24 protein-coding genes are annotated in these 25,839 nt (G+C 61.2%); 8 read left to right on the top strand and 16 right to left on the bottom strand.

The genetic code is table 11. From position 1 onward, the window contains the following. Nucleotides 1-132 precede the first annotated feature (132 nt). Entirely contained in the window at nt 133-288 is a 156-nt protein-coding gene (locus QMG52_RS19435) for a hypothetical protein (protein ID WP_283562070.1), read from the bottom strand. A gap of 118 nt (nt 289-406) precedes the next feature. Further along, the gene (locus QMG52_RS19430; protein WP_283562069.1) at nt 407-724 is read right to left on the bottom strand and encodes a hypothetical protein; all 318 of its coding nucleotides are present in this window, start codon (nt 722-724) and stop codon (nt 407-409) included. Between the two features lie 257 nt (nt 725-981). Between QMG52_RS19430 and QMG52_RS19425 the strand changes: the two genes are divergently transcribed. From QMG52_RS19425 to QMG52_RS19395, 7 genes are all read left to right on the top strand, one after another. Next, complete coding sequence (locus tag QMG52_RS19425; RefSeq protein ID WP_283562068.1) at nt 982-2,088, top strand: ROK family protein; 1,107 nt, start codon at nt 982-984, stop codon at nt 2,086-2,088. 178 nt (nt 2,089-2,266) lie between these two features. After that, nucleotides 2,267-3,139 carry an ABC transporter permease gene (locus QMG52_RS19420; RefSeq protein WP_283562067.1) on the top strand — a complete coding sequence of 291 codons (873 nt, stop codon included), beginning with the start codon at nt 2,267-2,269 and terminating at the stop codon, nt 3,137-3,139. Between the two features lie 9 nt (nt 3,140-3,148). Next, complete coding sequence (locus QMG52_RS19415; RefSeq protein ID WP_283562066.1) at nt 3,149-3,946, top strand: ABC transporter ATP-binding protein; 798 nt, start codon at nt 3,149-3,151, stop codon at nt 3,944-3,946. Between the two features lie 71 nt (nt 3,947-4,017). Beyond that, nucleotides 4,018-5,028 carry an aliphatic sulfonate ABC transporter substrate-binding protein gene (locus tag QMG52_RS19410; protein WP_283562065.1) on the top strand — a complete coding sequence of 337 codons (1,011 nt, stop codon included), beginning with the start codon at nt 4,018-4,020 and terminating at the stop codon, nt 5,026-5,028. 54 nt (nt 5,029-5,082) lie between these two features. After that, complete coding sequence (locus QMG52_RS19405; RefSeq protein WP_283562064.1) at nt 5,083-6,555, top strand: sulfatase family protein; 1,473 nt, start codon at nt 5,083-5,085, stop codon at nt 6,553-6,555. 707 nt (nt 6,556-7,262) lie between these two features. Continuing rightward, entirely contained in the window at nt 7,263-8,147 is an 885-nt protein-coding gene (locus QMG52_RS19400) for a formylglycine-generating enzyme family protein (protein WP_502920577.1), read from the top strand. Nucleotides 8,148-8,246: 99 nt separating this feature from the next. Then, nucleotides 8,247-8,483 carry a DUF202 domain-containing protein gene (locus QMG52_RS19395; RefSeq protein WP_283562062.1) on the top strand — a complete coding sequence of 79 codons (237 nt, stop codon included), beginning with the start codon at nt 8,247-8,249 and terminating at the stop codon, nt 8,481-8,483. Between the two features lie 290 nt (nt 8,484-8,773). Here the strand turns inward: QMG52_RS19395 and QMG52_RS19390 are convergent, their stop codons facing one another. From QMG52_RS19390 to QMG52_RS19330, 13 genes are all read right to left on the bottom strand, one after another. Next, a complete protein-coding gene (locus tag QMG52_RS19390; protein WP_283562061.1) occupies nt 8,774-9,586 on the bottom strand; it encodes a hypothetical protein in 813 nt (270 codons plus the stop codon). Between the two features lie 97 nt (nt 9,587-9,683). Beyond that, a complete protein-coding gene (locus tag QMG52_RS19385) occupies nt 9,684-10,379 on the bottom strand; it encodes a GntR family transcriptional regulator (protein ID WP_283562060.1) in 696 nt (231 codons plus the stop codon). Between the two features lie 47 nt (nt 10,380-10,426). Next, nucleotides 10,427-11,413: an ornithine cyclodeaminase family protein gene (locus QMG52_RS19380; protein WP_283562059.1), complete on the bottom strand. Its 987-nt coding sequence runs from the start codon at nt 11,411-11,413 to the stop codon at nt 10,427-10,429. 317 nt (nt 11,414-11,730) lie between these two features. Then, nucleotides 11,731-12,981, bottom strand: a complete 1,251-nt coding sequence (locus QMG52_RS19375) for a M24 family metallopeptidase (RefSeq protein WP_283562058.1) — start codon at nt 12,979-12,981, stop codon at nt 11,731-11,733. A gap of 15 nt (nt 12,982-12,996) precedes the next feature. Continuing rightward, nucleotides 12,997-14,049, bottom strand: a complete 1,053-nt coding sequence (locus QMG52_RS19370; protein WP_283562057.1) for a sugar phosphate isomerase/epimerase family protein — start codon at nt 14,047-14,049, stop codon at nt 12,997-12,999. Nucleotides 14,050-14,058: 9 nt separating this feature from the next. Next, complete coding sequence (locus QMG52_RS19365) at nt 14,059-15,501, bottom strand: FAD-binding oxidoreductase (protein WP_283562056.1); 1,443 nt, start codon at nt 15,499-15,501, stop codon at nt 14,059-14,061. Nucleotides 15,502-15,515: 14 nt separating this feature from the next. Then, the gene (locus tag QMG52_RS19360; RefSeq protein WP_283562055.1) at nt 15,516-16,565 is read right to left on the bottom strand and encodes a sugar phosphate isomerase/epimerase family protein; all 1,050 of its coding nucleotides are present in this window, start codon (nt 16,563-16,565) and stop codon (nt 15,516-15,518) included. 5 nt (nt 16,566-16,570) lie between these two features. Next, nucleotides 16,571-17,395 carry an ATP-binding cassette domain-containing protein gene (locus QMG52_RS19355; RefSeq protein ID WP_283562054.1) on the bottom strand — a complete coding sequence of 275 codons (825 nt, stop codon included), beginning with the start codon at nt 17,393-17,395 and terminating at the stop codon, nt 16,571-16,573. Then, the gene (locus QMG52_RS19350) at nt 17,388-18,263 is read right to left on the bottom strand and encodes an ABC transporter ATP-binding protein (protein ID WP_283562053.1); all 876 of its coding nucleotides are present in this window, start codon (nt 18,261-18,263) and stop codon (nt 17,388-17,390) included. Before QMG52_RS19350 ends, QMG52_RS19355 begins: the two co-directional genes overlap by 8 nt. Beyond that, nucleotides 18,263-19,225, bottom strand: a complete 963-nt coding sequence (locus QMG52_RS19345; protein WP_283562052.1) for an ABC transporter permease — start codon at nt 19,223-19,225, stop codon at nt 18,263-18,265. Before QMG52_RS19345 ends, QMG52_RS19350 begins: the two co-directional genes overlap by 1 nt. After that, complete coding sequence (locus tag QMG52_RS19340; protein WP_283562051.1) at nt 19,222-20,241, bottom strand: ABC transporter permease; 1,020 nt, start codon at nt 20,239-20,241, stop codon at nt 19,222-19,224. Before QMG52_RS19340 ends, QMG52_RS19345 begins: the two co-directional genes overlap by 4 nt. A 46-nt stretch (nt 20,242-20,287) precedes the next feature. Further along, a complete protein-coding gene (locus tag QMG52_RS19335; RefSeq protein ID WP_283562050.1) occupies nt 20,288-21,859 on the bottom strand; it encodes an ABC transporter substrate-binding protein in 1,572 nt (523 codons plus the stop codon). Nucleotides 21,860-22,356: 497 nt separating this feature from the next. Beyond that, the gene (locus tag QMG52_RS19330) at nt 22,357-22,689 is read right to left on the bottom strand and encodes a hypothetical protein (protein ID WP_283562049.1); all 333 of its coding nucleotides are present in this window, start codon (nt 22,687-22,689) and stop codon (nt 22,357-22,359) included. Between the two features lie 133 nt (nt 22,690-22,822). Between QMG52_RS19330 and QMG52_RS19325 the strand changes: the two genes are divergently transcribed. Beyond that, on the top strand, nt 22,823-23,545 hold the full coding sequence (locus QMG52_RS19325) for a DDE-type integrase/transposase/recombinase (RefSeq protein ID WP_283562048.1): 723 nt from the start codon (nt 22,823-22,825) through the stop codon (nt 23,543-23,545). A gap of 349 nt (nt 23,546-23,894) precedes the next feature. Here QMG52_RS19325 and mdlC read toward each other — a convergent pair whose 3' ends face one another. Further along, nucleotides 23,895-25,457 carry a benzoylformate decarboxylase gene (mdlC, locus tag QMG52_RS19320; RefSeq protein WP_283562071.1) on the bottom strand — a complete coding sequence of 521 codons (1,563 nt, stop codon included), beginning with the start codon at nt 25,455-25,457 and terminating at the stop codon, nt 23,895-23,897. Nucleotides 25,458-25,839: the final 382 nt, after the last annotated feature.

The following is a 25,839-nucleotide window of genomic DNA, read 5'->3' as shown; positions in this document are numbered from 1 at the left end:
CGATAACACCAGAGCTATCCCGCTGAAAGCGGAGCCCTACCATCAGGTGCTAGGGCCCGGCTGTCAGCTGCACTGGGCAAATCCCGGCGAGTCCTCTCGCCGCACCGGAAGCGATCGAGCCCTCAGGGAAGATCAAGCAAAGGACCTGAATACGGATCCGAGCCACCGACCCAATTCATGCCGCTCCTGCACGAAGAACGGCGACGACGTACTCGCCGTCTCCTTCTTGCGGAGCACGTATTCTCGATCATCGCTGCTGCTGCGCCACAGCGGGGTCAGCAGCACCATCAGCCAGCCTGAGCGTAGATTGCGCTGTAGATGTTGGAGGAACTCACGGAACCGCGGCAGCATCAGGCCGATGCTGACCAGTTGTGCACATCAGGCCTACCCGCACGCACGGACATCTTTACCCTTCGGTGTTTTGTCCATTGCTGCGGCCCTTCTCGAAAGAATGGCCGTCGCGGATCGAGGCCTCGGACCGCCAGGTCACCGGGACGATGCTGGCGGCGCTGGTGTCAGCTGGCGTCCATGCTGAGGTATCGGTAGACGGTGGCACGGGCTGGCCCCGATATTCTTTACGATGTCGGCAGGTTTCAGGCGCTGGGCCTTCAGTTCGTTCGCACGGCTGACGCTGGAGCGGTTCCAGCATGCGGCGCGTGTTGCGGCCCAGGCGGTCCAGCTTCCACACCACGGCTTCGTCGCTCCGGCTGCGGCGGTCCTGCATCTTGCCCAGGTCGGGACGGCTGGCCTTGGTCCCGCTGATCCCTGGTCGAGGTAGACGCGTTCCGCATCAAGCCGGGGCATCTGAGTAAAGCTAACAGACTTTACATAAATGACCGGCAGGCGCAGTATGGAAAGTATGCGCGCGGAACGTGCGGCGATAATGTGGGGCCATGGGGAGGAGTGCCGGTGCTGACACGCGGTGATGGGGCATTGCAGGGGGTACGACGTGGACATGAACTTCGTGTACTTGAATCGCTCGTGAAGAACGGCAGCCGGACCCGCAGGGAGCTGGAGGCTGACACCAAGCTCTCCCGCACGACTCTGTCGGTGATTGTGGGGAACTTGCGGCAATATGGCATCCTGACTGAAGCCGACCAGTCGAGCTACGGCCCCGGCCGCAACGGCAGGCCTGTTAAGGTCCTGAGGTTGAATCCTGTTGCGGGCGTGGCCGTCGGGGTTGAGTTGGCCCGTAGCAGGATCAGTGTCTCCGTGGTGGGTTTTGATGGGTCTCCTGTGGCACGTGAACATATTGAACTCAGTGCCCCGATGGATTTGGCTGCCAAAGTGGAGCATGCCGCGGGGATGCTCCGCACCTTGGTGGGCGCGGGGGAAGTCCGTCCGGAGTCCCTTGTGGGTATGGGCGTCGGCATAGCGAGCAGGCACGCCGATCCACGGTCGCTGGCCGATGCCGGCGGCGATCTGCAGCACGATCCGCAGGGCGTCTCGCTGGCACCTCTTCGCGACGCCGTAGCCACACCGCTGCTGTGGGACAACAACATTCGTCTGGCTGCCATGGCAGCCGCCACTGAAAACGGCAACCCCAACGGCGACCTGCTCTACGTCGTTTTGTCCGCAGGCATCAGTTGTGCGGTGGTGGTGGATGGTGCGTTACTGCGCGGCGGCAACGGCATTGCCGGGGAACTGGGGCACATCAGCGTCGACTTTTCCGGCCCGAGGTGTTGGTGCGGACATCGGGGGTGCCTTGAACGGTTCCTCAATGTGGCCAATGTGCTGGCTGAGGCCGAGAAGCGCGGGCAGGCTTTTGAGTCCATTGAATCGATGGCGGCGGCCGCGGAGGCGGGAAACCGCACGGCCCGGGCGGTGGTGGACTGGGCGGCGGAGCTGCTGAGTCGCGCTCTGACCAGTGCGTGCGTTCTAGTTGACCCGAACCGCGTGGTGGTTGCAGGGGAACTTGCCCAATTCGGCGAACCGCTACTGGAGCCCGTACGGAAATCCTTGGCGGAACAGCAGCTGGAGATTGGTCCGCGGGCAACGATCATCACCCGGGCCCCGTTCTCGCCGACGTCAGGCAGCGATGGCGCGGCTATTATGGCTCTCCGACACTGGGCCTTCGCCGGAATTTAACGCCGGCACCTGTAGCGGAAACACAGCCCCAGCCCTCCAGAGTACGCGCCGCATCTCGGAGCAAGGCAAAGCCAGCAGGGTACCTGGTGCCGCAAGTTACCAGTGCAAACACTTAATGACAAATCTATTTACATAAGTACTCTTGACATCGAAGTGAGCTGGGTCATAAGTTAGTCCTATGGCACCTAAGAACCCCCCAACAGCCGCCGACACATCCCTTGTCCCCGGGGGTGGTGGGGTCTCCACGGAGGCCCCGGAGAATTCCCCGCCGAGGAAGCCGCGCAACGGTGGAAACCGCAAGTTCAGCCGCAAGGTCATGCTTTCCATTAACCTTGCCTCCGTCGCCGCGGGCATCATCGGCTGGTGGCTCGTTTCGGCCATCGGCATCCAGGGCCTCCCTGGCCCCGTTGAAGTGATCGAACGTGGCGGGGAGCTTATGGCCAATGGCACCCTGGCCGAGGATAGCGGCGCGTCGCTTGCACGCGTCCTGACGGGTTTTGCCTTGGGTACCCTGCTGGCCATCCCGGTGGGGTTTCTCATGGGCTGGTACACCGTTGCCCGGGGCATCATCGAACCCTATGTCCAGTTCTTCCGCACGATCCCTCCCCTGGCGATCATTCCGTTGGCCATCGTGACCATGGGAATTGGCGAGGTGCCCAAGGTGTTCGTCATTTTCCTGGCGGCGTTCCTCTCGTGCGTGATTTCCACCTTTCAGGGTGTGGTGGGCGTGGAGAACACGCTCATCAATGCCGCCCGCGTCCTGGGCGCCAAAAGCTTCACGGTGTTCATCCGCGTGGTGGTGCCGGCGTCCTCGCCGTTCATCCTGGTCGGCATGCGGATTGGGCTGGGTGCCGCCTGGGCCACCGTGGTGGCGGCCGAACTCATCGCCGCTCCCAACGGACTGGGATTCCGCATGCAACAGGCCCAGCTTTACTATGACCTTCCCACCATCTTTGTCAGCCTCATCGCGATCGGCATCCTCGGCCTGATCATGGACCGACTGCTGCTGATGATTGAGGCCCGCCTCACCCGCTGGCAAGAACGCCGCTAAGGAATCCCCATGACCACCGAGACCAAAAATGCCATGATCCGTTTTGAAAACCTGCACCAGGAGTTCACGCTGAGCGGGAGCAAGTTCACAGCCCTGGACGGGGTGAATCTGAGCATTGCCGACGGCGAGTTCGTCACCGTGGTGGGCCCTTCCGGCTGCGGAAAATCCACCATGCTCAATGCAGCCGCCGGTCTGCTGGATCCCACCAGCGGGCGCGTGGTGGTGGATGAGCTCGAGGTGGACGGCCCGAGCCCCCGTACCGGCGTCATCTTCCAGCAATATGCCCTCTTCCCGTGGTTGACCGTCCGCAAGAACGTAGAGTTCGGTCTGAAGCTGAAAAAAATGCCAGCCGGGGAGCGCCGCGCCATCGCGGACCACTACCTGGACCTCGTTGGCCTGACCCGTTTTGCCGAGGCCCTGCCCAAGGAGCTTTCCGGTGGCATGAAGCAACGCTGCGCCATTGCCCGCGCCTACGCCGTCAACCCGGAAATCCTGCTCATGGACGAGCCCTTCGGCGCCCTCGACGCCCTCACCCGGGTGCACATGCAGGAGCAGCTGCTGGAAACCTGGACCAAAGAACGGCGCACCGTCATGTTCGTCACGCACGACGTCGACGAATCGGTTTTCCTGGCCTCCCGCGTGATCGCCATGGCCGCCCGCCCGGGACGCATCTATCAGGAAATCATGATCGACCTTCCCTACCCCCGCACCGAGTCCATGCGCCTCTCGGATGAGTTCGCCAGGCTCCGCGCACGGGTCTGGGAAGCGGTCTACCACCAGCCGGATGCTAAGGGCGCCGACGAATAGCACCACCGCTCCACGAACTTTTTGACCAGTGCCCAACGCCGGGCACGCATCCCACCCCTTCAGGAGAAACCATGTCCGCACCTATTTCCCGCCGCAATGTCATCCAGCTGTCCATGGGCGCCGCAGCCATCTCGCTGCTGGCCGCCTGCGGGGCCAAGAACGGCAGCGCCGGCGGCAAACAGGTTGCCGATATCAAGGTCGGCTACATCGCCGACTACAACGGTGCCGGCCTGATGGCCGTTGCCGATCAGGAAGGCTACTGGGCCAAGGCAGGCCTGAAGCCGCAGTACATTCCCTTCACCAACGGCCCGCTCGCCATCCAGGCCCTGGGCACGAACAACATTGACGTTGCCTACATCGGATCCGGCGCCCTGTGGCTGCCGGCTTCCGGCAAGGCCGAGATCTGGTCCGTCAATTCCATCTCCAACGCCGACCGCATCATTGCCCAGCCCGGCATCAAAACCCTGGCTGACTTGAAGGGCAAGAAAATCGGGGTTCCCACCGGCACCTCCGGCGACCAGCTCCTGGGACTGGCGCTGGAAAAGGAGGGCCTGCAGCGCAGCGACTTCAACATCGTCTCCATGGACCCCTCCACAGCCGTGTCGGCTTTTGCCGCCGGACAGATCGACGGCGCCGCGCTCTGGTACCCGCTCATCGACAACATCAAAAAGGCCAAGCCCAACCTGGTGGAACTCTTCAGCAACGAAAACTTCATCGACACCTTCACATTCCCCTCAACCTTCGTGGCCGGCCCCGGCCGGGCAGCCAAGGACAAGGACCTGGCCACCAACTTCATCTCCGTCATCAAGGCGGCCAACGACTACCGCTACAACAACCAGGATAAGACGATTGCCGCAACCGCCTCCTTCCTGAAGGTCAAGGAAGAGGACATGAAGGCCCAAGCCGATGTGGCCAAGCTGTTCACGTCCAAGGAACTGGAGGACCTCTCCACCAAGGGCACCATCGACACCTGGCTCAAGGCCCTGGAGGAGCAATTCAAAACCGGCGGCAAGATCACCAATGTTGTAGACCCCAAGACGTTCTACAACGCTGCACTGTACGTTGACGCAAAAAAGGTCTAATCCGCAATGACACCCCCATCACCTTCCACAGCAGCCGGTAAAAAGCCGCTAAACATGCTGTTCCTCATGACGGACCAGCAGCGCATCGACACCTTGGGCTGCTACGGCAACACCTCCAACCACACACCCAACCTTGACCGGCTGGCCGCTCGCGGGACCACCTTTGACAGGGCTTACACGCCCACGGCCATCTGCACGCCCGCGCGCGCCAGCCTGCTCACGGGCCTGCAACCCTTTGAACACGGGCTGTTGGCCAACTATGAATGGAATTCCGGACACCGCGAGGAACTCCCGGACGGCCTTCCCACGTTTTCCGCAGCCCTCATCGAGCAGGGCTACCGGCTCGGGCATGTCGGCAAGTGGCATGTGGGCAAAGACCGCGGCCCGGAACACTACGGCTTTGAGGGGATCCACCTGCCCGGGGCGCTGAACGTCTTTGACGACCCCGGCTACGAGGGGTGGCTGAAGGCGAATGATTTCCCGGATTTCCACATTTCCAGTCCCATCTACACCACGCGGGCGGACGGCAGCCAGGGCCACCTGATTGCCGGGGTCACGGACCAGCCCACGGGAGCGACCTTTGAGGCGTTCCTGGCCGACCAGACAATCGCCAAGCTGCGGGAGTTTGCCGCGGGCGCCCTGGAGGTTGACGGCACGCCGTTCTTTCTCTCCTGCCACATCTTCGGCCCGCACCTGCCCTACCTGATCCCGCAAAAGTGGTATGACATGGTGGATCCGGCCACAGTGGAACTGCCCGGCTCCTTTGCCGAGACGTTCAACGGCAAGCCCATGGTCCAGCAGGCGTATGCCGAGTACTGGTCCACGGACTGTTTCAGTGTCGATGAGTGGAAGAAGCTCACGGCCGTGTACTGGGGTTACGTGTCCATGATCGACCACGAGGTCGGGCGCATTCTGGCCGTCCTGGACGAGCTGGGCCTGACGGACAGTACGGCCGTCATGTTCACCGCGGACCACGGCGAGTTCACCGGCGCACACCGGCTCAACGACAAGGGCCCGGCCATGTATGAGGACATCTACCGGATTCCGGCCATCCTTGCACTGCCCGGCGAGCAGGAGCGCCGCGAGGACCGCTTCGTCAGCCTGCTCGATTACACGGCCACCTTTCATGACATCGCCGGCGCGGACGCATCCGGGGTCCACGGCAGCTCACTGCTGCCCCTGGCCGCAGGCGAGGACGTGGCGGGCTGGCGGGAGGACATGCTGTGCGAGTTTCACGGCCACCACTTCCCGTACGCCCAACGCATGATCCGCAACAAGGAGGTGAAGTACATTGCCAACCCGGAGGGCATTGACGAGTTTTACGACATGATCACCGATCCCAATGAGCTCAACAATGTCATCAACGTTCCCGCCTATCGTGACCGGGTTGCCACCATGCGCCGGGCGATGTACCACCAGCTTGTGGCACGGGGGGACAAGTTTGCCCAATGGCTCGCCTTTGCCGGCGACATTCCCGCGGCCGAGCGCGTACGTCCGGTGACCGCCGTAGAACGCTTCATCAGCTAACGGCGTCCGCTTGGCACGTCAAGAACAATGGGACAGGATGCGGTACTAACAGCTCGGGCCGGTTCCGGTCAGGGTTGCTTGATCGTGGTCGCCTGGTGACTAGCCGGCCCAGCGCGTTCCGGCCTTGGCGGCGATCCTGGTGATGTACCACCGGCATAGGTCCACGGGCTGGTGGTGGCAGGGCCTCAGGAGTCGTAGTCGTATGTTTCGGCCGCGGCCGCGGTGGAGTCGGTGAGTAGGATGATCGGCCCAACGCATCCATCGTGTAATAGAAACCTGCCCCGGGGCCGGTGCGCGTGCTCACCGGGGCCGCTGGGGCCGCCGATGAAGGATGTCGTGGCCCAAGGCGATGGTTTGCTGGCCATGCCTGATTTTCAGAGGGGAGGTTCAGGCGTCCGAACCAAGCGGGGGAGAGATTCTCTTGGGATGATAATTGACAATGTCTCTCCTTTTGCGCCAAAGGGAAGCATACAAAAAGATCCGGATCAGCCAATGCCCGATCCAGCGACAGTAGACAACGATGCACCCTGCATTGCCTTGGCCTCGCGAACGGAAAGCAACCATGGGAAGAATTGAGGAGAAGCGATGGATTCCAGCGTAGATCACTTCGCGGAGAGGATTGTTGGTGGCCGTCGATAAGGATGGGGGGACGCAGGGGATGAGCTGTTGTTCGCCGTCGCGGCGTTTGCCTGCGCCAGCTGCCTTCCCTGCTTCCAACCGGTCCTCGGGAAGGAGTCGTACACGACGAGGTGGGGATACCGCGCGCGGTCTTCCTGATGGGTGACAGTTTCGATGAAGGGTATCCGGGGGATGGCGAGGCGCCGGTGCACGACGTTGTGCTTGATCCGTTCAGGATAGATACGACGGCAGTGACAAATCGGCAGTTTTCTGCGTTCGTCGAAGCTACCGGGTACCGGACCGAATCCGAACGCTATGGGTCTTCCGCTGTCTTCCACCTGGTTCTCCGAGCTCCACCGGAAGATGTTCTGGGCGCGGCGAGCGGGACCCCTTGGTGGCTGAACGTCCGCTCCGCGGATTGGGCCCATCCGGCGGGCCGGGGCTCGCACTGGTCCGATATTCCTGATCATCCAGTGGTCCAGGTCTCGCACCATGATGCCCTGGCATACTGCCGGTGGTCGGGTCGCAGGCTGCCTACAGAGGCGGAATGGGAATACGCTGCACGGGGCGGTCTGGCCCGGAACAGATACCCGTGGGGTAATGACTTGCTCAAAAAGGACGGGACGCACTTATGCAATATCTGGCAGGGCGTGTTTCCGACATCGAATACGGAGGAGGACGGTTATCTGGCGACGGCCCCGGTGAAGACCTTTCCGCCCAACGGTTTCGGTCTTTACGAGGCCAGTGGCAACGTTTGGGAGTGGTGTGCGGACTGGTTTCTTCCCAAGTATTACCGGAATTCCCCGAAATTGAACCCGCAAGGCCCGACGATCGGTGCCGGAAGGGTCATGCGCGGCGGCTCTTACCTGTGTCACGACTCTTACTGCAATAGGTACCGTGTGGCGGCCAGGAGCTCGAACACACCGGAATCGTCCACTGGTAACTGTGGATTCAGAACCGTTTCAGCCGCATAAGGACTTAAAGCCCACCAGCCAGTGGAAGGAAGTTGCTAATGAAGGAGCCGTCGTGGCGCAGGACTGGAACGAGGCCGGATTACCGCTTCTCGTTGGCAAATGAGCGCACCTTTTTTGGCGTGGATACGCACTGCTTTGGCGATACTTGCCGGTTCCATCGCGATAGACCAGCTGGCACCGCACATTGCGCCGGTTCCCGTGCGTATTGTGCTCTGCGTGGTTTGGCGGGTATCGGCGCTCTCCTGGTCGTTGAGGCATACCGGCGGTGGTCTTTGCAGGAGCAGGCGATGCGACACCTGCGCGAGCTTCCGCACGCCTGGCTCATGCTGGCAATGACGTTCGTCGTAGCAGCAGCGGCTTTTTTTTCGCGGTTCGAATCCGGCAGGAGGCTCACCGATACCCCCTTCTGACCTGCGGAAACGTAGCTCAGAAGGGGTTTTCTTATGCTCGTTTTCATGCCAGTGCAACATGAGTGCAACTATTCGATTCCGGGGTGCAAGGCTTCAGGCGAAAATGTGCAGTTTTTCCTTCAGCGTGGTCATGGTGGTCCTCAATTCGTTTAGGTGCCCCTGATTGGGCACAGGCCTCATGTGCGCGGCAGCATGGGGTGCCATGCCCGAGGGCGGTTAGCCGGCCGGAAACTCGACCGTTGCGTACAGGGCATTGTCACCGAAGTTGCTCTGTCGGATGTGCAGGTCCGCAGTTTTCATGCCGCCATCCAGGACCGCTGTGAAGAGTGCAGCTTCCTCCTCCTGGTAGCGTCCCCCGACGGACCCGACGCTTTGCTTGTTGACCAGGAAGTCCAGGCGGGGACGGCCCTTGTATTTGCCTGACTCCTCAGTCCCGACATCGATGGATGCTTTTCCCCGGTATTCATCCTTGCCGGCGACCAGCGCATGAAGGACGTCCTGGACGGGGCCCTGGCCTTTGAGTCGCACCTGAACCGTTACCGGTTCGGAAAGGAGTATCCCTCCCTTCTCGGCCGGGCCGGCCTTGGCCCATCGTTCGAGACGCCCAGGCTGCGGCATCATGAGCTGGACGCGCGTGCGGGCCTGCAGGGCTGACGTCCTGTCGCTGAGCTCGACGGCGTTCTCCTCGGTGGTCACCCCAGCTGCACCGAAGACTGTTCCGGCCGGTCCGAGCATGGAAAGTGCCTTGAGCATGTGCCGTTCCTGCTGTGCGTCCAATCGCAGCTGCCCGATCCGCAGACCCTGCCAGAAGACCTGGACTTTTCCCCATCGTTCTTCGGGCGTGGCGACGATCTGGTATTCGGGGCTGCCGGAGGGGACTTTGGCGATGTTCTCCTCGAAGTAGTGACTGCCGGTGACCTTGAGGCCCGGCTCCGCGTGCGGCAGCTGAATAGTGGCCACCATTTTTTGTTTGGGTTTGAACATGCTGAACAGCCCCATGTTGATGCCCTTCCGTGCTTGGATATTCACGCTCAAAGCTACACTGCGACGGGCGCCTGAATCCACAACTGGCCGCAACAGCCTGTGCATATCTCGGCTGTCGATGCGCGTGTGTTGAGCCCCTGCGCTACTTCGGAGGCAAGACCCCTTTAAGCGCCTCCAAGGATGGTTTGCGCCCCATTTCAATGTGCGAAAAAGCCAGAGCGGCTGCTAAATCGGGCCTCCCGTCGTATATTGCTTTGCAAAGGGCAAGGTGTTCGGCGCATTGGGTGCGGGGATCCTGGTCGGGTGTGTGTGCGAACAGCCAACGTAGCCGGCCGGCCAAGGACTTCATATGCATTCTGAGTAGCTCGTTACCTGTCATCTCCACTATCCGGGTATGGAACTCCGCATTAGTGTTAGATATTTCCGTTTCGTTTGGACCATCAACGATAGACATTGCCTGGTTCATGACCTGCTGCAGTAACGGCGATGGCGCTCCGTTTGCAGCAACCTCTGCTGCACGGCGAGCTGCGAAGACTTCGAGGCATAGGCGCAGGTCGAATAGCTCCTCCACATCTCTTAGCGTCATTTGTTTGATGATGGCGCCACGGCGGGGGTAGGTGACGATGAAACCATTTGACTCCAGCCGGGGTAAAGCTTCGCGGACCGGTACCCGTGAAACATTCAACTCCTCTGCAATTTCTCGTTCACGCAGACGTGACCCGGGCGGGTATGTACCGTCGATAATGCGCTGGCTTATCTCCAGGTAGACCTGCTCGGACAGAGACTCCTCCGACGACTCGGCGGTCCGGTCCACCGCTAATATGTTGGCCCTTGCCAATGTGACTCCTTCGGTTCAATTGCGGTGTGACGACTGAGCATGTTTGTTTACAGACTGAGGTTGACCTCTACTCCGACGCCGGCGGCCCTGGCCGCATCGTAGAGTAGGCTCCCGATGGCGAGGTCCTGTAGCCCAAGTCCAACGGAATCAAAGAGGGTAATCTCCCGCGCTGATTGTCTGCCGGGAATCAGTCCGCCAATTACGTCACCAATTTCGCGCTGCACGCTCTGCGGGTAGATGGATCCGTCGGCGATCGGAATGACGATCTCCCCGGATTTTTGCAGAGCGGTACCAAAATCATCGACGAAAACGGTGGCGCGGGTGATGCCTTCGGTATCGATTTCGCGGTGGTCAGGGCGGGGGGGAGCGCCGACGGCATTTATATGTTGGCCCGGCTGGAACCATTTGCCTTGGACCAGGGGAGCCTTCGAGGGAGTCAGGGTGCAAACTACGTCGGCAGCAGCGATGACGTGGGAAATGTCCTCGGAGATCCGCACATCGAGACCATGATATGCCGTCTGTGCGAGGAAGCGCTCGGCACTTGCCGCTGTCCTGGACCAAACAATGATGTGTTCTATGGGTAGGACACTGATCATCGCTTCCACGTGAGCTACCGCCAGTGGACCCGCCCCGATGAGGCCCAGGCAGGAGCTTTCCGGCCGGGCCAGATACTTCGTCGCGACCGCACTGGCTGCGGCAGTGCGGCACCGCGTTGGGACCCTCCCGTCCAGTATTGCAAGTATCTCACCGGTTTCCTGGGACGCGAGAAGGATCGTTGACCGTTGTACAGGGAGACCGGTTAGTCGATTACCGGGGATATCGGCAAGGAATTTGACGGCCGCAAGCTGTTGACGGTCTGCCAGTGCTGGCATGGCCAGGAACTTTGCGTTTGAAGAGGACAGATGTACTGAGCTGGGAATCGGATTATGCGCAGTTCCGGTAGCTGCATCTGCTTGGGCGCGCTCGATTGCTGTGATCGTGTCACCCATGTTGGTGAGCGATTCAACATCTTTACTTGACAGAACCAGAACCATGGAGGATCTCCTTCTCAGCGAATGTTTTATGCGATTCTTTGGCTGGCTAGCGGGACACTCTTTGCTCCGAATTTCGAGGCTCAGGCCTCTAGCGTTGCCGCGGTTTTGAGAGGTCGGTTGGGCGCCCGGCAACTGGTAAAGGAATCTCTGCCGGGACCGAAGCAAAGTTGCGCCATCATCCCGCTCCCCGCACCATGGCGGGTGGGACGGTGAATGGCTGAGCGATTGTGCTAACCGAACGCGGGTCCCGGGTACTGTTCCAGAGCCACCAGAATGGCATTTGGCAGCGTCTCGGGCGCCGCTTGGGTGGGAGAGTATCATCTTGGTTCGACAACGTTTAGTCGGTTTGAGACCATATTTAGCTCTTCCGCCCCTGCATTCGTAAGCAAAACGGTGCCACCGATGCAGACGCGTTTGCCGTCTCGCAACGCGTTCGGCTCGAAGGCGAAGGCGTGTCCCTCCCCGATGACGAAGTCACCGTCGATCGCGACGCCGGAGGGAAGCTTCTCCAGATGCGCCAGTGCTGGGTCGACTTCGGGATGGATGCGGGTGGCACTGTTGAAAAGCGGGGAGACTGTCTGCACCATCGGGCCGGTATTCCACGTCCCGGAGCGGTGTAACGGCTCCTCCATGACGGCGGCGAGCTCGGAGAAGCGAACCCCCGGTTTCAAAGCGGCGAGACCGGCGTGGTACGACTCGAGGCAGACCTCCTCCAACTTTCTCAGCAGCGTGTCCGGCGCTCCAATCGACACGTCAATCTGCTGCTGCGATTCGATGCCGCCGTAGAAGGCGAAGATCTCGGCGCCGATTGTGTCTCCCTGCTGCAAAGTGTGCGGAGGCCCGCCCATGGTGAACCACTCGGGAACGGACCATGCGAACCGGCTCTTTCCAGCTCGTTCCAGCATGAAGGGAGCCCGAACCCAACCGCCACCGGCGATGATGGCGTTGAAGGCAGCCGCCGCAATTTCGTGTTCATTGCCTCCGCCGCGTGCCTTCTCAATGAAGGCGTGACATGCCGCCTCGCCGAGGGCCGCCGCTTTGCGCAATAGGACCTGCTCCTCCTCGCTCTTCACGAGCGCAAGCGACTCATAGTCGTCAGCTACGTCGACCCATTTCACATCGGGGAGCTCAGCCAGAACGTTGGCCCAGGTGGTGTAGGAAATCATGCCCGCCCACTCTCCAACGAAACGGCTGGTCAGGCCGACGATACCGAGGCGGGACCTCTCAAGGCCCCTCTCTTTGATGGTGGCTGAGAGATTGGCAACGGAGTTGCCGTGCACCCAATCCCGGACCCACCGCTCCCAACGTTGGCCTGGCTCGTCGAAACGTTCCAGCGGAACGTCACCGATGAACATTACGGGCTCCTCGGAGGGCGTGAAGAGCACAACGGCCTTCTTAGTCTCATTAGTGAGGTATGAATCGGCAGCGTCGCGTCCGTTTCCGAAGACAACGATGCCGTCGAGTCCTTCCCGATTCATCAGTTCACGCACAGAAGCCCAGCGGCGGTCACGCTCGTGCAGGCTCAGCATTGGGTAGTCCGTGGCCTGGTCGATTCGCATCTCCGTCATTTCTCTTCCTTTACTCTATTCGTCTGCTTGCGCTGCTGACATTTCCGCGATGATGCTGCGCAGATTTTGCGCACTCCGCTCGATGAACTCGAGAGGTTCCCCGACGGCTACCGGCTCACGCAACTGCTGGTGCGTTAGCCCCACTCCTGATGCCACTGAGGTTTCGTAGGCGCGGGTCAGGCGAATGACCTCGAAGGCCTCCGCTAGGGTGAGGTCGGGGTGCCCATGCTGCCAGCGCTCGTCGAAGATCTGCAAGGCCATTTCGGCACGGCTGTCGATGATTCCCTCGATGGAGAGCATGAGGTCGTGCGCCAGCAGAGGGCGCAGCATCTGCTCCCAATCGAGGATGCCATCACCAACCGGACGCAGGAAGCGGCTGATGCCGTCGGGGGTGAAGACGAGAGCGACGTCTCTGATGTGGCTCGAGCGGATGTAGGGCGCCGCGCGGTTCACCGCGGCGACGGGATCCTCGCACCGCACGAGAACGTTCGCAGCATCGAAGGTGATTCCCATCACGTCGGAACCAACCTCCTCGACAAGCCGCACGGCTTCGAAGCTCGTGATCTCTTCGTGGGTCTCCAGGTTCAGATGGGCGTGCGCATCACGCAGGATCGGCGCTATCTTCTTGAGCAGCTTCGCTGTCGCTTCGAGCTGCTCGCTCCACTCGACATCGGTTCGGAAGCGGTCGTAGGCGTAGATCCCCGGTAGGCGGAACTGGTAGTTCGCGGCCGCTGTCCACAGCTCATGGATGCCGGCTGAGGTTGCGGCGAGAACCATTTTCCGCAGCCCGAGAAGGTAGTCGCCCTCGCCCAAAGCCCGCACGGCCGGCATCTCTGGGGTGGCGAATGGGTTAACTTTCGCCACCCCGGCCTCCACCCTGAGCCCCAGATCGTCGGCCGTCTGCATTGCATCCTGGATCTCGAGGGCGTCGAGGGTGCTGCTGAGCTCTAGAATGGAACGGTAGAACACGCCATCGAGTCCTATCTCGCTCGCTCGCTCGAGTAGCCACCCGGCGGACTTGTTGGATGCGCCCGGAAACTTGGTGCTGTCGACTCCGACCTTCAGCATGTGGCTCTCCTATTCCCCGGCCCATGAATCGCCTGCGGCATCAAGTTCCAGGTCAACCAGCCCGTGCGCAAAAACGTTCGTGGGGTCGTACTTGGTCTTGACTTCGACAAGCCTGTCGTACTTCGATCCATAGATCTTTCGTGACCCGCCTGCGTCGCTGCGCTCGGAGGTGAAGTTGATGTAGGTGCCGTTCTCCCACTCGCTGATGGCGGAGGCGAAGCTCTTCACCCAGGCCACGAGCTCTGGGCGTTCGTCGGCGTACTCCCAATCTGCGCCGATATTCCCGGCCCAATGTGAGTGGATTCCGGTGGTCGAGTCGTTGCTGTGATCGCGCGGCGTTAGTTTGCCCGCAATGAGCTCGAACGGGCACATTGTCTGATGGGTGATGAAGGAGCTCGAATTTAGCGAACGGCCGGGGTAGGCATCGACAAACCTGAGAATGGTGTCGAAAATTTCATCGGGCAGCTCCCGGAATGCCATGTGCCGCCAGTAGTGGGAGATGCCGTAGCGGAATTCGTCGTCCGTCGCGTGCTGAAGGGTCACGTGCGGGATCGTCCTGACACTCTCGTAGATGGGGCTTCCCACCTCGAAAAGCGAAGCGCTCAGGGCTGGCTCTTCCGCCGGGTTGCCGTAGGTGACGGTTGCGACGGAAATGATCGGCTTGCCTCGGTGCTCCCGGGGAAGCTGGGACCAGTAGTCAGGACTGCGGTAGAGGCGCACATAGGTTCCGACGTTGTCCGGCATCGACGGCCCGCGGTCCCGGAACAGGCGCAGGATGTCCTTGCGGTCCTCCGACGGATAAAGGGCGAGGCGCACCGTGGCGAGGCCGGGCAGGTCGACGTAGTCGAAGACGAACTCGGTCGCGATGCCGAAGTTGTGACCCGCCCCTTTGAGTGCCCAGAAAAGGTCCGGTTCGTTCTCTGCACTGATCCGGCGGACCACACCATCGGCGGTGACCATCTCCACTTCGCGAAGAAAGTCGACGGTCGAGCCGAACATACGGGAAAGGTAGCCGACGCCGCCGCCCAAGGTCAGTCCGGCGACGCCTGTGTGGGAGACGACCCCGGCGGGGAGGGCCACGTTGTAGGGCTCGGCCGCGCGGTCGACATCACCCCAGCGGCATCCCCCGCCGACTGTGAGGGTGTGGGTCTGCGTATTGATGGTTACCTTGCGCATCAGCCCGGTGTCGATGAGTACGCTTCCATCGGCGACGGCGGTCCCGGCGAGGTTGTGGCCGCCGCCGCGCACCGTGACCGGTACGCCGTTGTCGACGCACCATGTTAAGGCTGCGGCTGCGTCGGCGGCACCCGCGCATCGTACGATGGCGATGGGATGCTGATCTATGTCGGCGTTCCAGACCCGGCGCAGGGTCTCATATCCCGACTCGCCGGGGTGCACTACCTCGCACGTGACGGCCTCGGCAAGAGTGGGTAGTTCGGGTGATTGTTGCATGTGGTGTCTCCTCTCTAGGGGTGAGTCGGACGGCGTTCTGCGAGTATCTCTCGCAGGTTGTGCAGCGATGTTTGGAGAAATGAGATGAGGCCCTCGCGCCTGTCTTCCGGTCTTCTCAATTCCGCAAGTGTGGGAGCCTTCCCCGAGGCGGCTTGCTGCGACTGGCGCTGTGCGAGCCGAACGATTTCTTCAAGTTCAGCATCCACCAGGTCGGGATGGCCTGCCCTCCATACGGAATCGTCGGGGAACAGCGCCATTTCAGCCCTGCTGCCTCCGATCCCTTCGATCGTGAGATGCATGTCGGGTCTGTCAGCAAGCAATTCCTCCAAAAGTTCTCGCCAGTTGATGATGCCGTCTCCGAGTGGGGCAAGAAATCGCCCAAGCCCATCCTCGACCGGCATCACGATGGCATCCCGCAGGTGGGTCATGTGGGTGGCCGACGCGACCCGACCGACGGCAGGAGCGACCAGTTCACCTCGGACAAGGAGGTTGGCAGGGTCGAGACACACCCCCAGCACGTCACTCCCGGCTTCCTCGACCAGCCGAAGGATCTCGAAAGTCGTGATTTCTTCGTGTGTCTCAATGTTGAGCCGCACACCGTTCGCCCGCAATGTCGGCGCGAGCAGGGCCACCAGCCGTGCGGTGGCTTGCAACTGGTCCTTCCAGTCAACGTCGGTGCGGAACCGCTCGAACGCGAAGAGCCCGGGGTACTTCTTGTACCCACCGGTTGCCGTCCAGGCCTCCTGCCATCCGTGCGCGCCGCAGATCCGGATCAAGCGTTCCATCCCCGCAAGATAGCTTCCGCCGCCGAGTACACGGACCCGGGGTAATTCTGCGGTCATGTAGGGGTTGATCTTGCCGAGACCCATCTGCACGAACATTCCGGCTGCGTCTGCGGCATGCCCGAACTCGCTGATCCTTAATGGGTCAAGATCGGGGAACGCCTCGTCCATGGTGCGCACGAGGATTCCATCGAAACCCAGTTCCTGTAAAACTTCGAGCGTTGCCACTGGCGTAGGTGCGAGCACAGAGGCACCCTCGGTGAACTTGACGTCGGCTCCCACGCGATTCACCTGCGCACCGTCCCTTCGAGCCGCCGCGCCCGACGTTCCCGCTCAACTGCGGGATCGGGAATGGGCACTGCCTCGAGCAGCTGGCGCGTGTACGCGTCTTGAGGCGCGCCGTAAACCCGTGCGACAGGGCCTTCCTCCACGATGCGACCGCTATTGAGGACAATCACCCGGGTGCAAAGGTACTTGACCACGGCCAAGTCGTGGGCAACAAACAGCACCGTCAGGTCCAGTTCCTTCTGCATGTCCTTAATCAGGTTGAGCACCTGGGCCTGAACCGAGACGTCCAGTGCCGATACCGGCTCGTCGCACAACAGCACACGCGGTCCGACGACAAGGGCGCGGACAATGGAGATGCGCTGCCGCTGGCCCCCGGAGAAATGCCGGGGGTAGCGGTGGAGGTGATCTTCCTCCAGCCCCACCATGTGTAGTAAGTCGAGAATGCGGTCGTGGCGTTCTCTTGCCGAAAAGCCTCCGGCCACGAGCATCGGTTCCTCAAGGATCTGGCGCACGGTCATGCGCGGGTCGAGGCTCGAATAGGGGTCCTGGAAGATCATCTGCACGTCTCTGCGGTATCGTCGCCGCTCCGAGGCAGAAACCTGGCCAAGGTTCTTGCCCAGGTAAGAGATCGAGCCTGAACTTTGCTTCTCCAAGCCAACGAGGCACCGGATAATCGTGGTCTTGCCGGAACCGGATTCGCCGACTAAACCGAGCACTTCGCCCTGTCGAAGATCGAACGATACCGAGTCAAGGGCCTGATAGGCCCTCCCTCGCACCCCGAATCTCTTGGAGAGTTCGCGCACCTGGATCAATGATTCAGCCAAGACTTTCACCTCCGTGGTTCGCCATGTAGTCCTCCACGGTCAAAAGACGTCGATTAGGATCAGCATCAAGACGTGGCACCGACGCGAGGAGTCCGCGGGTGTATGGATGTTGTGGTTTCGAGAAAAGATCGTCGACGTTCTGCTGCTCCACGAATTTGCCGTGGTGCATGACTACGACACTCTGTGCGAGTCCGGCGACGGTAGCGAGGTCGTGCGTGATGAAGAGCACGGCCAGATTCAGTTCCCGTGATTGCTCTTCGATCAGATCGAGCACCTGCTCTTGCACCCGCACGTCCAGCGCTGTCGTGGGCTCGTCGGCGATCAGCAATTTGGGTTCGGCCACGAGCGCAGCGGCCATGACCACGCGCTGGCGCATCCCCCCGGAGAATTGGCCCGGATAGGCGCGTAAACGCTCTTTCGCTTTGGGTACATGCAACCGGTCGAGGATTTGCGCAGCCTTGCGATAAGCATTCTTCTTCGAGACGCCCCGCACCAGCAATGGTTCGGCCACCTGCTCCCCGATTGTGAGTACGGGGTTGAGCGCTGTCATCGGGTCTTGGAAGAGCATCGAGATCTCGGCGCCGCGTATTTCGCGCAGTCTTCGCGGAGCAGCACCCAACAGTTCCGTGCCATCCCAGCACACCGACCCTTTAAGTACGACGTCGCGGTCGAGTTGCATCAGGGCCCGGGCAGTCATCGATTTACCGGATCCTGATTCTCCGACAAGCGCGAGCCGTTCGCCGGAGCGAATCTGGAACGACACCCCGTCGACGAGCCGTAAGTCTCCCTGCCCCCCGCCGATGCGTAGTTTCTCAGGGACCGAGACAGAGAGTGCACTGACGTTCAGAATGGGGCTCCTGGCGTCCATCAGGACCTCCTTGACGAGGGGTCGGCAAGGCTTCTCACTGCATCGCCGGCGAGGCCGAAAGCGACCGCCGAAAGGGTGATTGCCAGACCCGGGAACAGGGAAACCCACCAGGCTGTCGTGATGAAGTCCTGGCCCTGGGCGATCATGGATCCCCAATCCGCGCTGGGGGGTGGAGCCCCCACGCCGAGGAATGCCAGTCCCGACATCATGACTATCGTTCCTGAGATCTCCATGCTCGCGTGGACGTAGATCGCGTCAAGTGAGTTCGGTATCGCGTGCCTGACCATTAGGCGCAGCCGCGACATCCCCACGATCTGAGCTGACTCGATGTACGCGCTCGTCATGGTTTCGCGCAAGATACCTCGTGTCAGGCGAGCGGTAGCAGGCCATAGGGCTGCGACCATGGCGATGATTATTGAGGTCAGCGACGGTCCCAGTGCGGCCGCCAGCCCCAGCGCCAGGACGAGAGAGGGGATCGACATGAACATGTCGCACACCCGCATGACTACTTCATCTGCCCAGCGCGGGGCCAAGGCAGCCGCACTGGCTACGATGACTCCGATGAGTGTGGCGAAAACCACGATGAGCACAGCGGAGATGAGTGTTTGGGTGGCGCCGGTGAGGATGCGGGAAAGTACGTCCCTGCCGACGTCATCAGTGCCGAGCCAGTGCACGGCACCTGGTGCTTGGAGAGCGGCATTTGTGTTGGGGGCATTAGGGTCATAGGGCGCGAGAACCGGCCCCAGGAGGGCAAGCAGCAACAGCACGGCAACAAGACCAAAGGCGATCCTGTTGATCAGGAACGTTTTCGCCCCGAACAAGCGCCGGGCGAGGCCGCCCAAACCGCGTCCGACTGCAAGCGGTGACGTAGCGGTCGAGAATCTGTATGCGAACGACACTTCGCCGCGGCGGTCAGGATGGGTCGAGGGCAGGCCGGGTGGAAGTTTGTCTTCGGTTTTCATGCCACACCTACCTGGACGTTACGGACTCGGGGATCGATGGACATCTGAACGAGATCGACAATCAGCGCTGTCACGATGAATACGAAGCCGATGATGAGCACGGCACCGAGCACGGCGAAAGTGTCGTGGTTGACGATCGCGTGGTACATATAGCTGCCTACTCCGGGTAAGGAAAACACGGCTTCGACAAGAACGGCGGAGCTGACCATCCAGCCAAACTGCATCCCTGCGATGGTCAGTGTGGAGCCCAATGCTGAACGCAGACCGTGATGGATCACGATGCGGCCCGGCGGGACGCCCTTGGACACGGCGAAGGTGATGTAGTCCGACTTAAGCGCGCTCATCATGTTCGATCGGACATTCCTCGCCAAAGTGGCTATGAAGGGTGCGCTCAGGGCAATAGCCGGAAGCAACAGGTGGCCGACCGAGTCTAGGACATTGCTGAAATCGCCGAAAAGCAACGAGTCGAGCACACTGAATCCGGTGACGTGGGGCGGGGCACCGTTAAGACTGTTCGTACTTGAGATCGGGAACCAGCCGAGGATGGAACCAAAGATCCAGCGCAGCATGATTGCAAGCCAGAACACAGGGACACCCCCTTCGAGCACGAGAATCAGACGAATAGCGGTGTCTCCTCCTCTACCTTCGTTCACCGCGGAGAGCACGCCGAGTGGCACGGCGAGGAGGATCGTGATGATCATGCCGCATACCACGAGTTGAATGGTGGCCGGGAGCACAGCACCGATTCCGCTGACGACGCTCTGATGGGTGTAGGCGGAAGTGCCGAGGTCTCCGTGAACCGCGTGAACAAGGAAATCCCAGTACTGCACGACGAGAGGTTTGTTCAGCCCCAGCGTCTCCCGGACATGTTCGATTTGTTCAGCGGATGCAAACCGCCCGGCTGCAACCCCAGCAATGTCCCCGGGTATAAGCCTGGACATCACAAAGACGATGGTTGCCACCCCCCACAGTGACAGGGCAGCGAGTCCCAATCTGCGGAATATGAAGTAGACCATTACACCTCCAATTCGGGACGGGCGTATCAATAGCCCGCCATCTGTGTCAGCCGGCTAGTTTCAACAGGGTGATATCGAATGTGGGACTCACGGGGTCGTAACCGATCTTCTGGAGTTTTTTGTCCTGCACCAGCACGATTGCCGGGTACGCCATGGGGATTGCGGGGCGGTCCTTGAGGATCTGGGTCTGGGCATCCTTGAAAGCGGTGCAGGCGGCATCCGGATCAGTCGCCGCAAAGCCGTTGCTCAATAATTTATCAACCTGGGGGTTGCTGTACCTGGCAAAATTCGATGTGCCGATATTCGCCGAGTTCCAGGTGTGGTTAAGCATGGGCCCAGGTGACGGGTAAGGGGCGAAGTCCCACAGAATCGCCACATCCGGTGTCGTGTCTGGCTTCGAGATCATTCCCAAATATTGCGAGAACGTGACAGGCCTGACGTCCACCTTGAATCCGATCGCACGCAGACTTGCTTCAAGGATCGTTCCAGCGACCTTCTGTTCCGGGATTACCGGCTGGTAGGCGATCGAGAGCGTTGCGCCCTCGGCGCCCGCATCCTTGACCAGCTGCTTGGCCTTAGGGATGTCCTGCGTCGGTTTATCTGTGACACGGCAATCCATGGATGCGGGAAGGATAGCATCCGCGGGCTGGCCCGCGCCGCCCAGGGCGGTCTTCACATGGCCTTCATAGTCGTACGCCAATTGGATCGCCTCACGCACCCTTACATCGCTGGTGACCCTACCCTGCATGTTCATCATGCCGAAGGTCACACGCGTGGTGGGAAGACTGACGACGTTGTAGGCATCAGCGTTGAATGAGTTGACATCGACGGAAGGCATACCATACGCGACATCGATGTTCCCGGCCTTCAGCTCATCACGAATAGCGCTGGGCTCGGTGATCATCCGGAGTACGAGTGCAGAGGGCCGCCCCTGAGAGCCACCCCAGTATGCGTCGAAACTGTCCAGTCGCAATTGTTGGTTTGCGGTGTAGGAGTTGAGCGAGTAAGGCCCCGACCCTGCGTCGTTGTTGCTGAGCCACTGCTGACCATTGTCCGCCCCTGCGTTCTTCTGGACCAGCTGCGAATCGACGACATAGACGAGACTGAGCGCGCCGATGAACGAGAGATCAGGGTTCTTCAGGCTGAGGGTCACCTCGGTCGGGCTGGTGGACTTGATCGACGCAAGATCAGTCACATACCCTGCGCTGCCGGACCCAAGGGTCTGCAACCGTTTGAGCGTGTAAACGACATCGTCAGCAGTCAGTTGGTTTCCGGAATGAAACTTGGCATCCCCACGTAGCGTCAACGACAAGGTCTTGGCGTCATCCGAATACTTCCACTTCGTCGCGAGGCTGGGAACCAGTTTTCCCGAGCTGTCGTAGCCCACAATGCGGTCGTACATGGCGGCTATGTAAAAGTCATTGTTTGCATTCGAGCCCTGCGCAGGGTCGAGCGTCTCGGCCACGACCCGAGTACCTACGGCGATGGTCTGGTGGCTTGCACCTGATTGGGTCGTCTTATCCGTATTGGGGACCGCGATCCCACACGAGGTAAGCGCGAGTGCAGCGATGGCGAAGAGCGCGATGAAGCCAGCTCTCGTCGGCAGAGGAGTTTTCATTTGCCGTTCCTTTCTTCTGAATGTCTGTGCGGCGATCGAATTGTCCGATCGGGACCTTGTCTGTCCTCACTGACGAGGGTGACTTTCGTTTGGCTTGAGGGAGAGTGGGGCTCGTCGTGGAGATCAAAACAGTTGAATCAATTCAGCGGGTTTCGAGGTGATGTCGCCGGACGTTGGAGGACGCGTACAGCTAAGGTGCAGGAGAATCTGAAGAACTTCATCCAATCCTTTCCACCAGTTTGGTATACATCGTGGCACGGCAAAGTGCGATTCGCTACCCCTATGGCGAAAGTTCTCCAATCTGGTATTCCAAACTAATTCCTAGTCGCGCAAGGGCCTCTCGCTGCCCCCACGGGTGATCTTCCCAGCGCGAGACACGGCATCGGGGCCAGCGGCTGTTGGTGAGGGGAGTCGAGGTGGGTCTGCTCGGGTTCGTGGCTTACGCCCCAGTGGTTGAGAGTTCAGGGCGGTCGTTGGCGATAATGATGTCCTGCTTCCTAGGCGGCCACGTGGGTTTCCAACTGCGCCTTGGGCAGGATGGAGCCGGCCTCGCGCATGATCCAGGTCTGGATCTCCTCGGAATGCTGCTCAAAGAGGGCACGGGCACGGCACAGAACGGCGGCACGCTCCTCGATGTACATGGCCAGCAGGGCCGCGCCGACACCACCGACGCAGTACAGCGAGGAGACGAGGGTGACCATAGTGGCCTTTGTAGCCTTTGTAGCCTTTGTAGCCTTCGAGGCCTTCCGAGCGAGCTCGCTGGTCAGGGCCGTGAAGTTCGGTACCAGCGCGCCAAGGGCGACGCCGGGGACGAGCCGGAGGGCACCCATAGGACAGGTCAGTGGCAAACGAGCAGGCGAACGCCGCGAGGCTGGCGACAGTGACGCACGAGTGAAGTCCCATGACTTAAAGAACAGTTCTATCTCAGGACATCGTGAATGCTTGTACTGGTTTGCTCTGTTGATGAGTTCAACGAATCCCGATATCCGCATCCGTCACCTTGTCGCCACTTGGCCTGATGATGCCCCTCGTGGGGCGGTAGCGGTGTTCTGCCGGAAGCACAAAGTTTCCCGCACCTGGTTCTACAAGGTCCGTGCCGCTGCCCGGTCTGGCAGCACCATGGAGGCGATGGAGCTGAAGTCCACCAGACCGGTGGATAGTCCTTCCCGCACGGACCAGACCATGGAAGATCTACTGCTGCAGGCCCGTGCGTTTTTCTTCAAAGCCGGATTCGATTATGGCCCGTTGAGCGTCATCGCCAAACTTGAATGGCAGGGTGTGAAGACACCCTCACGTACGACCGTATGGCGGGTCTTTGCCCAGGCCGCCGTCATGGTCCCGGAACCGCGTAAGAGGCCGCACAGCGTCTACAAACGGTTTACCTATCCCGAGCCGAACGGGTGCTGGCAGATTGACGCCACGCAATGGCTGCTGGCGGACAATTCTAAAGTCGTGATCTTCCAGCTTGTTGATGATCATGCACGCCTTGCGCTGGCCTCCCTGGTCGCTCCCGGGGAGACCAGCGAAGCGGCCATCAGGGTCGTGCGGACCGCTATCGAACGCCACGGAGTACCGCAGAAGTTCCTCTCCGATAACGGGATGGCCCTGAACCCGAGCCGCCTTGGCAGACACGGTGCACTCGTGGAATACCTGAAGGCTCTCGGGGGTGCAGCCCATCACCGGTAAGCCTTACAAACCGATCCCGCCCAAGGGAACCGTCTACATCGGCAACGGCAAGCCACGCGGATTCCTGGCCAACACCCAAACCCGCGGAGCCTAACTCCGAAGTGGCCGCGAAGTCCTGGGACATCAAGTGTTCACGATGTCCCAAGACACCAAGTGCCCGCAATGTCCTGAGACACGACACGACGGTGACGCACGCGATGATGACCTTTCGGCGCCTGATCTTCTCGGCCAGCTGGGCAAACATGAGGCCGCCGATGAACACACCCACCAGGGCGATGGAGCCAACGATGCCTATGGCCACAGGCCCGGCTCCCAGTCCTCCATCGTCGTCATAGAAAAATGCCGCCCGTTAGGTTTCGGTCAGCTCCGTGGCGATCTCAATGAGGGTCGGGCCGCCGCTCTCGACGGCCTTGGTCAGGGCGCTCTGCAGGCCGTCGGCGGTGCTGACGGATTCGGCGGGAACGCCGTAGCCGTTGGCAATCTGGACGAAGTCCAGGTCCGGTACGTCCAGGCCGGGCGTCTCGCCAGCGTCGAGCACGTGGGCGAACCATCGCAGCGCGCCATAGGTGCCGTTCTTCAGGATCAGGAAAACCACGGGGATCTTATACTGCGCGGCCGTCCACACGGCGGTGATGCCGTAGTTCGCCGAGCCGTCGCCGATGAAGCCGATGACCTGGCGCCGGGGCTGGGCGAGCTGGACCCCGACGGCGGCGGGTAGGCCGAAGCCGAGTCCGCCGGCTGCCGGGAAGTAGTAGCTGCCCTGTTGCAGCCCGATGTCCATCATGTTCCAGAAGGAGCTGGTGGTGGACGTCGATTCCTTGACGTAGATGACGTCCTTCGGTGCCGTGTTGCGCAGCATCTCGAAGACCTGCTCAGGGTGCAGCGCGGCGTCGCTGCCGGTGGACGCCGGCCGGATCGGCGGGAGTTCGGGCAGTGCGGGACGGTCCGCGGTGCCGACGGCCTCGGCCAGCTGCCGGGTCGCCTCGCCGACGGAGGCGACGACGGCGTCACGCATGGGCGCGCGGGCCGCCTCACCGGCGTCGTTGGTGATGTGGATCAGGCGGGCACCCTCCGGCAGGTACTCGCCCGGCAGGTACTGGTGGTACCGGAAGACAGGAGCACCGATGACCAGGATGAGGTCGTGTCCGGCCAGCAGGTCGGAGACATTTTTAATGCCTGCGGGCAGGACACCCCGGAAACTGCGGTGGCGAGTGTGGAACGGGCAGCGTGAGGCCGACGGGGCGATCCACACCGGTGCCGCGAGCTTCTCGGCCAGCGTCACGGCGTCGTTATTTGCACCGGTGGCGTCGACGTCCGGGCCCAGGACCAGAACGGGGTTCGTGGCGCCGTCGAGCAGTTCCACCAGCTCAGCGAGCTGGCCGGCGGACAGGGACCGGCCCTCGACCGTGCGGCGGGTGGCCAGGTGGCGGCCGTTCGGGGCGGCTTCCTTGTCCCAGTCGTCATAGGGAACAGAGACGTAGACAGGGCCGCGGGCGGGCAGCTGGGCGGTATGGATGGCCTGGCTGATGGTCCGCGGGACATCTTCGGCGCAGAGTGGTTCGGCGCTCCACTTGACCAGCGGCTTGGGCAGCTGGGCGGCGTCGACGTTGGCGAGCATGGCCTCCAGGCCCACGGTGGAGCGGATTTGCTGGCCGGCGGTGATGACGAGCGGGGTGTGGGAGGCGACGGCGTTGGTCAGCCCGCCCATGGCGTTGCCGGTGCCGGCGGCCGCGTGCAGGTTCACGAAGGCAGCGCCGCAGGTGGCCTGGGCGAAGCCGTCGGCCATGGAAATGACCGCACCCTCGTGCAAGCCGAGGATGTAGCGGAAGTCCTCCGGGAAGTCCATCAGGAACGGGAGTTCATTGGACCCGGGGTTGCCAAAGATGGTGGTGAGGCCCTGCTGGCTTTCGATCGACGGGTCGGCCCGACAGTGCAGTGGGACGTCTTCCTTCCATTTGTTGAGCCGTTGCTCCCATCCCGTGGCCCGTCATACGGGCCTTGCAACCCCACCGTCGCACGTGCTCGGATCGACACCAGGCTCGCGGGCTTTGGCTTTCCCAAATGGTCGAAAACCATGAGGAACCGGTCCCGGGACGGAACTGCCGGTGTCCAGAAACGTGAAAGGTCAGCCCGTCAGCTACGGCGCGCACGTCCTGGGCCGGGAGGATTCATCACTTGAATGAGCCGCGGTCGTTGCAACTCCCGAAGACTGGGAGTTGCAAAGACCGCTAGAACTCAAGAGTTCCTCGACGGTCAGATCCACCTTTTCAGGCGGCCCAGCTCAGGTGTCATTT

Origin of the sequence: Paenarthrobacter sp. PH39-S1 (assembly GCF_030063245.1) — a bacterium.
Lineage (GTDB): Bacteria > Actinomycetota > Actinomycetes > Actinomycetales > Micrococcaceae > Arthrobacter_M.
This window is presented reverse-complemented; position numbering and strand designations above follow the sequence as displayed.

Excerpts from the sequence above, each read along its gene's own strand:
- QMG52_RS19410 (WP_283562065.1), top strand. The coding sequence starts at position 4,018 with ATGTCCGCACCTATTTCCCGCCGCAATGTCATCCAGCTGTCCATGGGC.
- QMG52_RS19380 (WP_283562059.1), bottom strand. The coding sequence starts at position 11,413 with ATGGTTCTGGTTCTGTCAAGTAAAGATGTTGAATCGCTCACCAACATG.
- QMG52_RS19335 (WP_283562050.1), bottom strand. The coding sequence starts at position 21,859 with ATGAAAACTCCTCTGCCGACGAGAGCTGGCTTCATCGCGCTCTTCGCC.
- QMG52_RS19430 (WP_283562069.1), bottom strand. The coding sequence starts at position 724 with ATGCAGGACCGCCGCAGCCGGAGCGACGAAGCCGTGGTGTGGAAGCTG.
- QMG52_RS19375 (WP_283562058.1), bottom strand. The coding sequence starts at position 12,981 with ATGACGGAGATGCGAATCGACCAGGCCACGGACTACCCAATGCTGAGC.
- QMG52_RS19435 (WP_283562070.1), bottom strand. The coding sequence starts at position 288 with ATGGTGCTGCTGACCCCGCTGTGGCGCAGCAGCAGCGATGATCGAGAA.
- QMG52_RS19420 (WP_283562067.1), top strand. The coding sequence starts at position 2,267 with ATGGCACCTAAGAACCCCCCAACAGCCGCCGACACATCCCTTGTCCCC.
- QMG52_RS19345 (WP_283562052.1), bottom strand. The coding sequence starts at position 19,225 with ATGAAAACCGAAGACAAACTTCCACCCGGCCTGCCCTCGACCCATCCT.
- QMG52_RS19395 (WP_283562062.1), top strand. The coding sequence starts at position 8,247 with ATGAGCGCACCTTTTTTGGCGTGGATACGCACTGCTTTGGCGATACTT.
- QMG52_RS19330 (WP_283562049.1), bottom strand. The coding sequence starts at position 22,689 with ATGGGTGCCCTCCGGCTCGTCCCCGGCGTCGCCCTTGGCGCGCTGGTA.
- QMG52_RS19370 (WP_283562057.1), bottom strand. The coding sequence starts at position 14,049 with ATGCTGAAGGTCGGAGTCGACAGCACCAAGTTTCCGGGCGCATCCAAC.
- QMG52_RS19340 (WP_283562051.1), bottom strand. The coding sequence starts at position 20,241 with ATGGTCTACTTCATATTCCGCAGATTGGGACTCGCTGCCCTGTCACTG.
- QMG52_RS19405 (WP_283562064.1), top strand. The coding sequence starts at position 5,083 with ATGCTGTTCCTCATGACGGACCAGCAGCGCATCGACACCTTGGGCTGC.
- QMG52_RS19365 (WP_283562056.1), bottom strand. The coding sequence starts at position 15,501 with ATGCAACAATCACCCGAACTACCCACTCTTGCCGAGGCCGTCACGTGC.
- QMG52_RS19415 (WP_283562066.1), top strand. The coding sequence starts at position 3,149 with ATGACCACCGAGACCAAAAATGCCATGATCCGTTTTGAAAACCTGCAC.
- QMG52_RS19350 (WP_283562053.1), bottom strand. The coding sequence starts at position 18,263 with ATGGACGCCAGGAGCCCCATTCTGAACGTCAGTGCACTCTCTGTCTCG.
- QMG52_RS19325 (WP_283562048.1), top strand. The coding sequence starts at position 22,823 with ATGAGTTCAACGAATCCCGATATCCGCATCCGTCACCTTGTCGCCACT.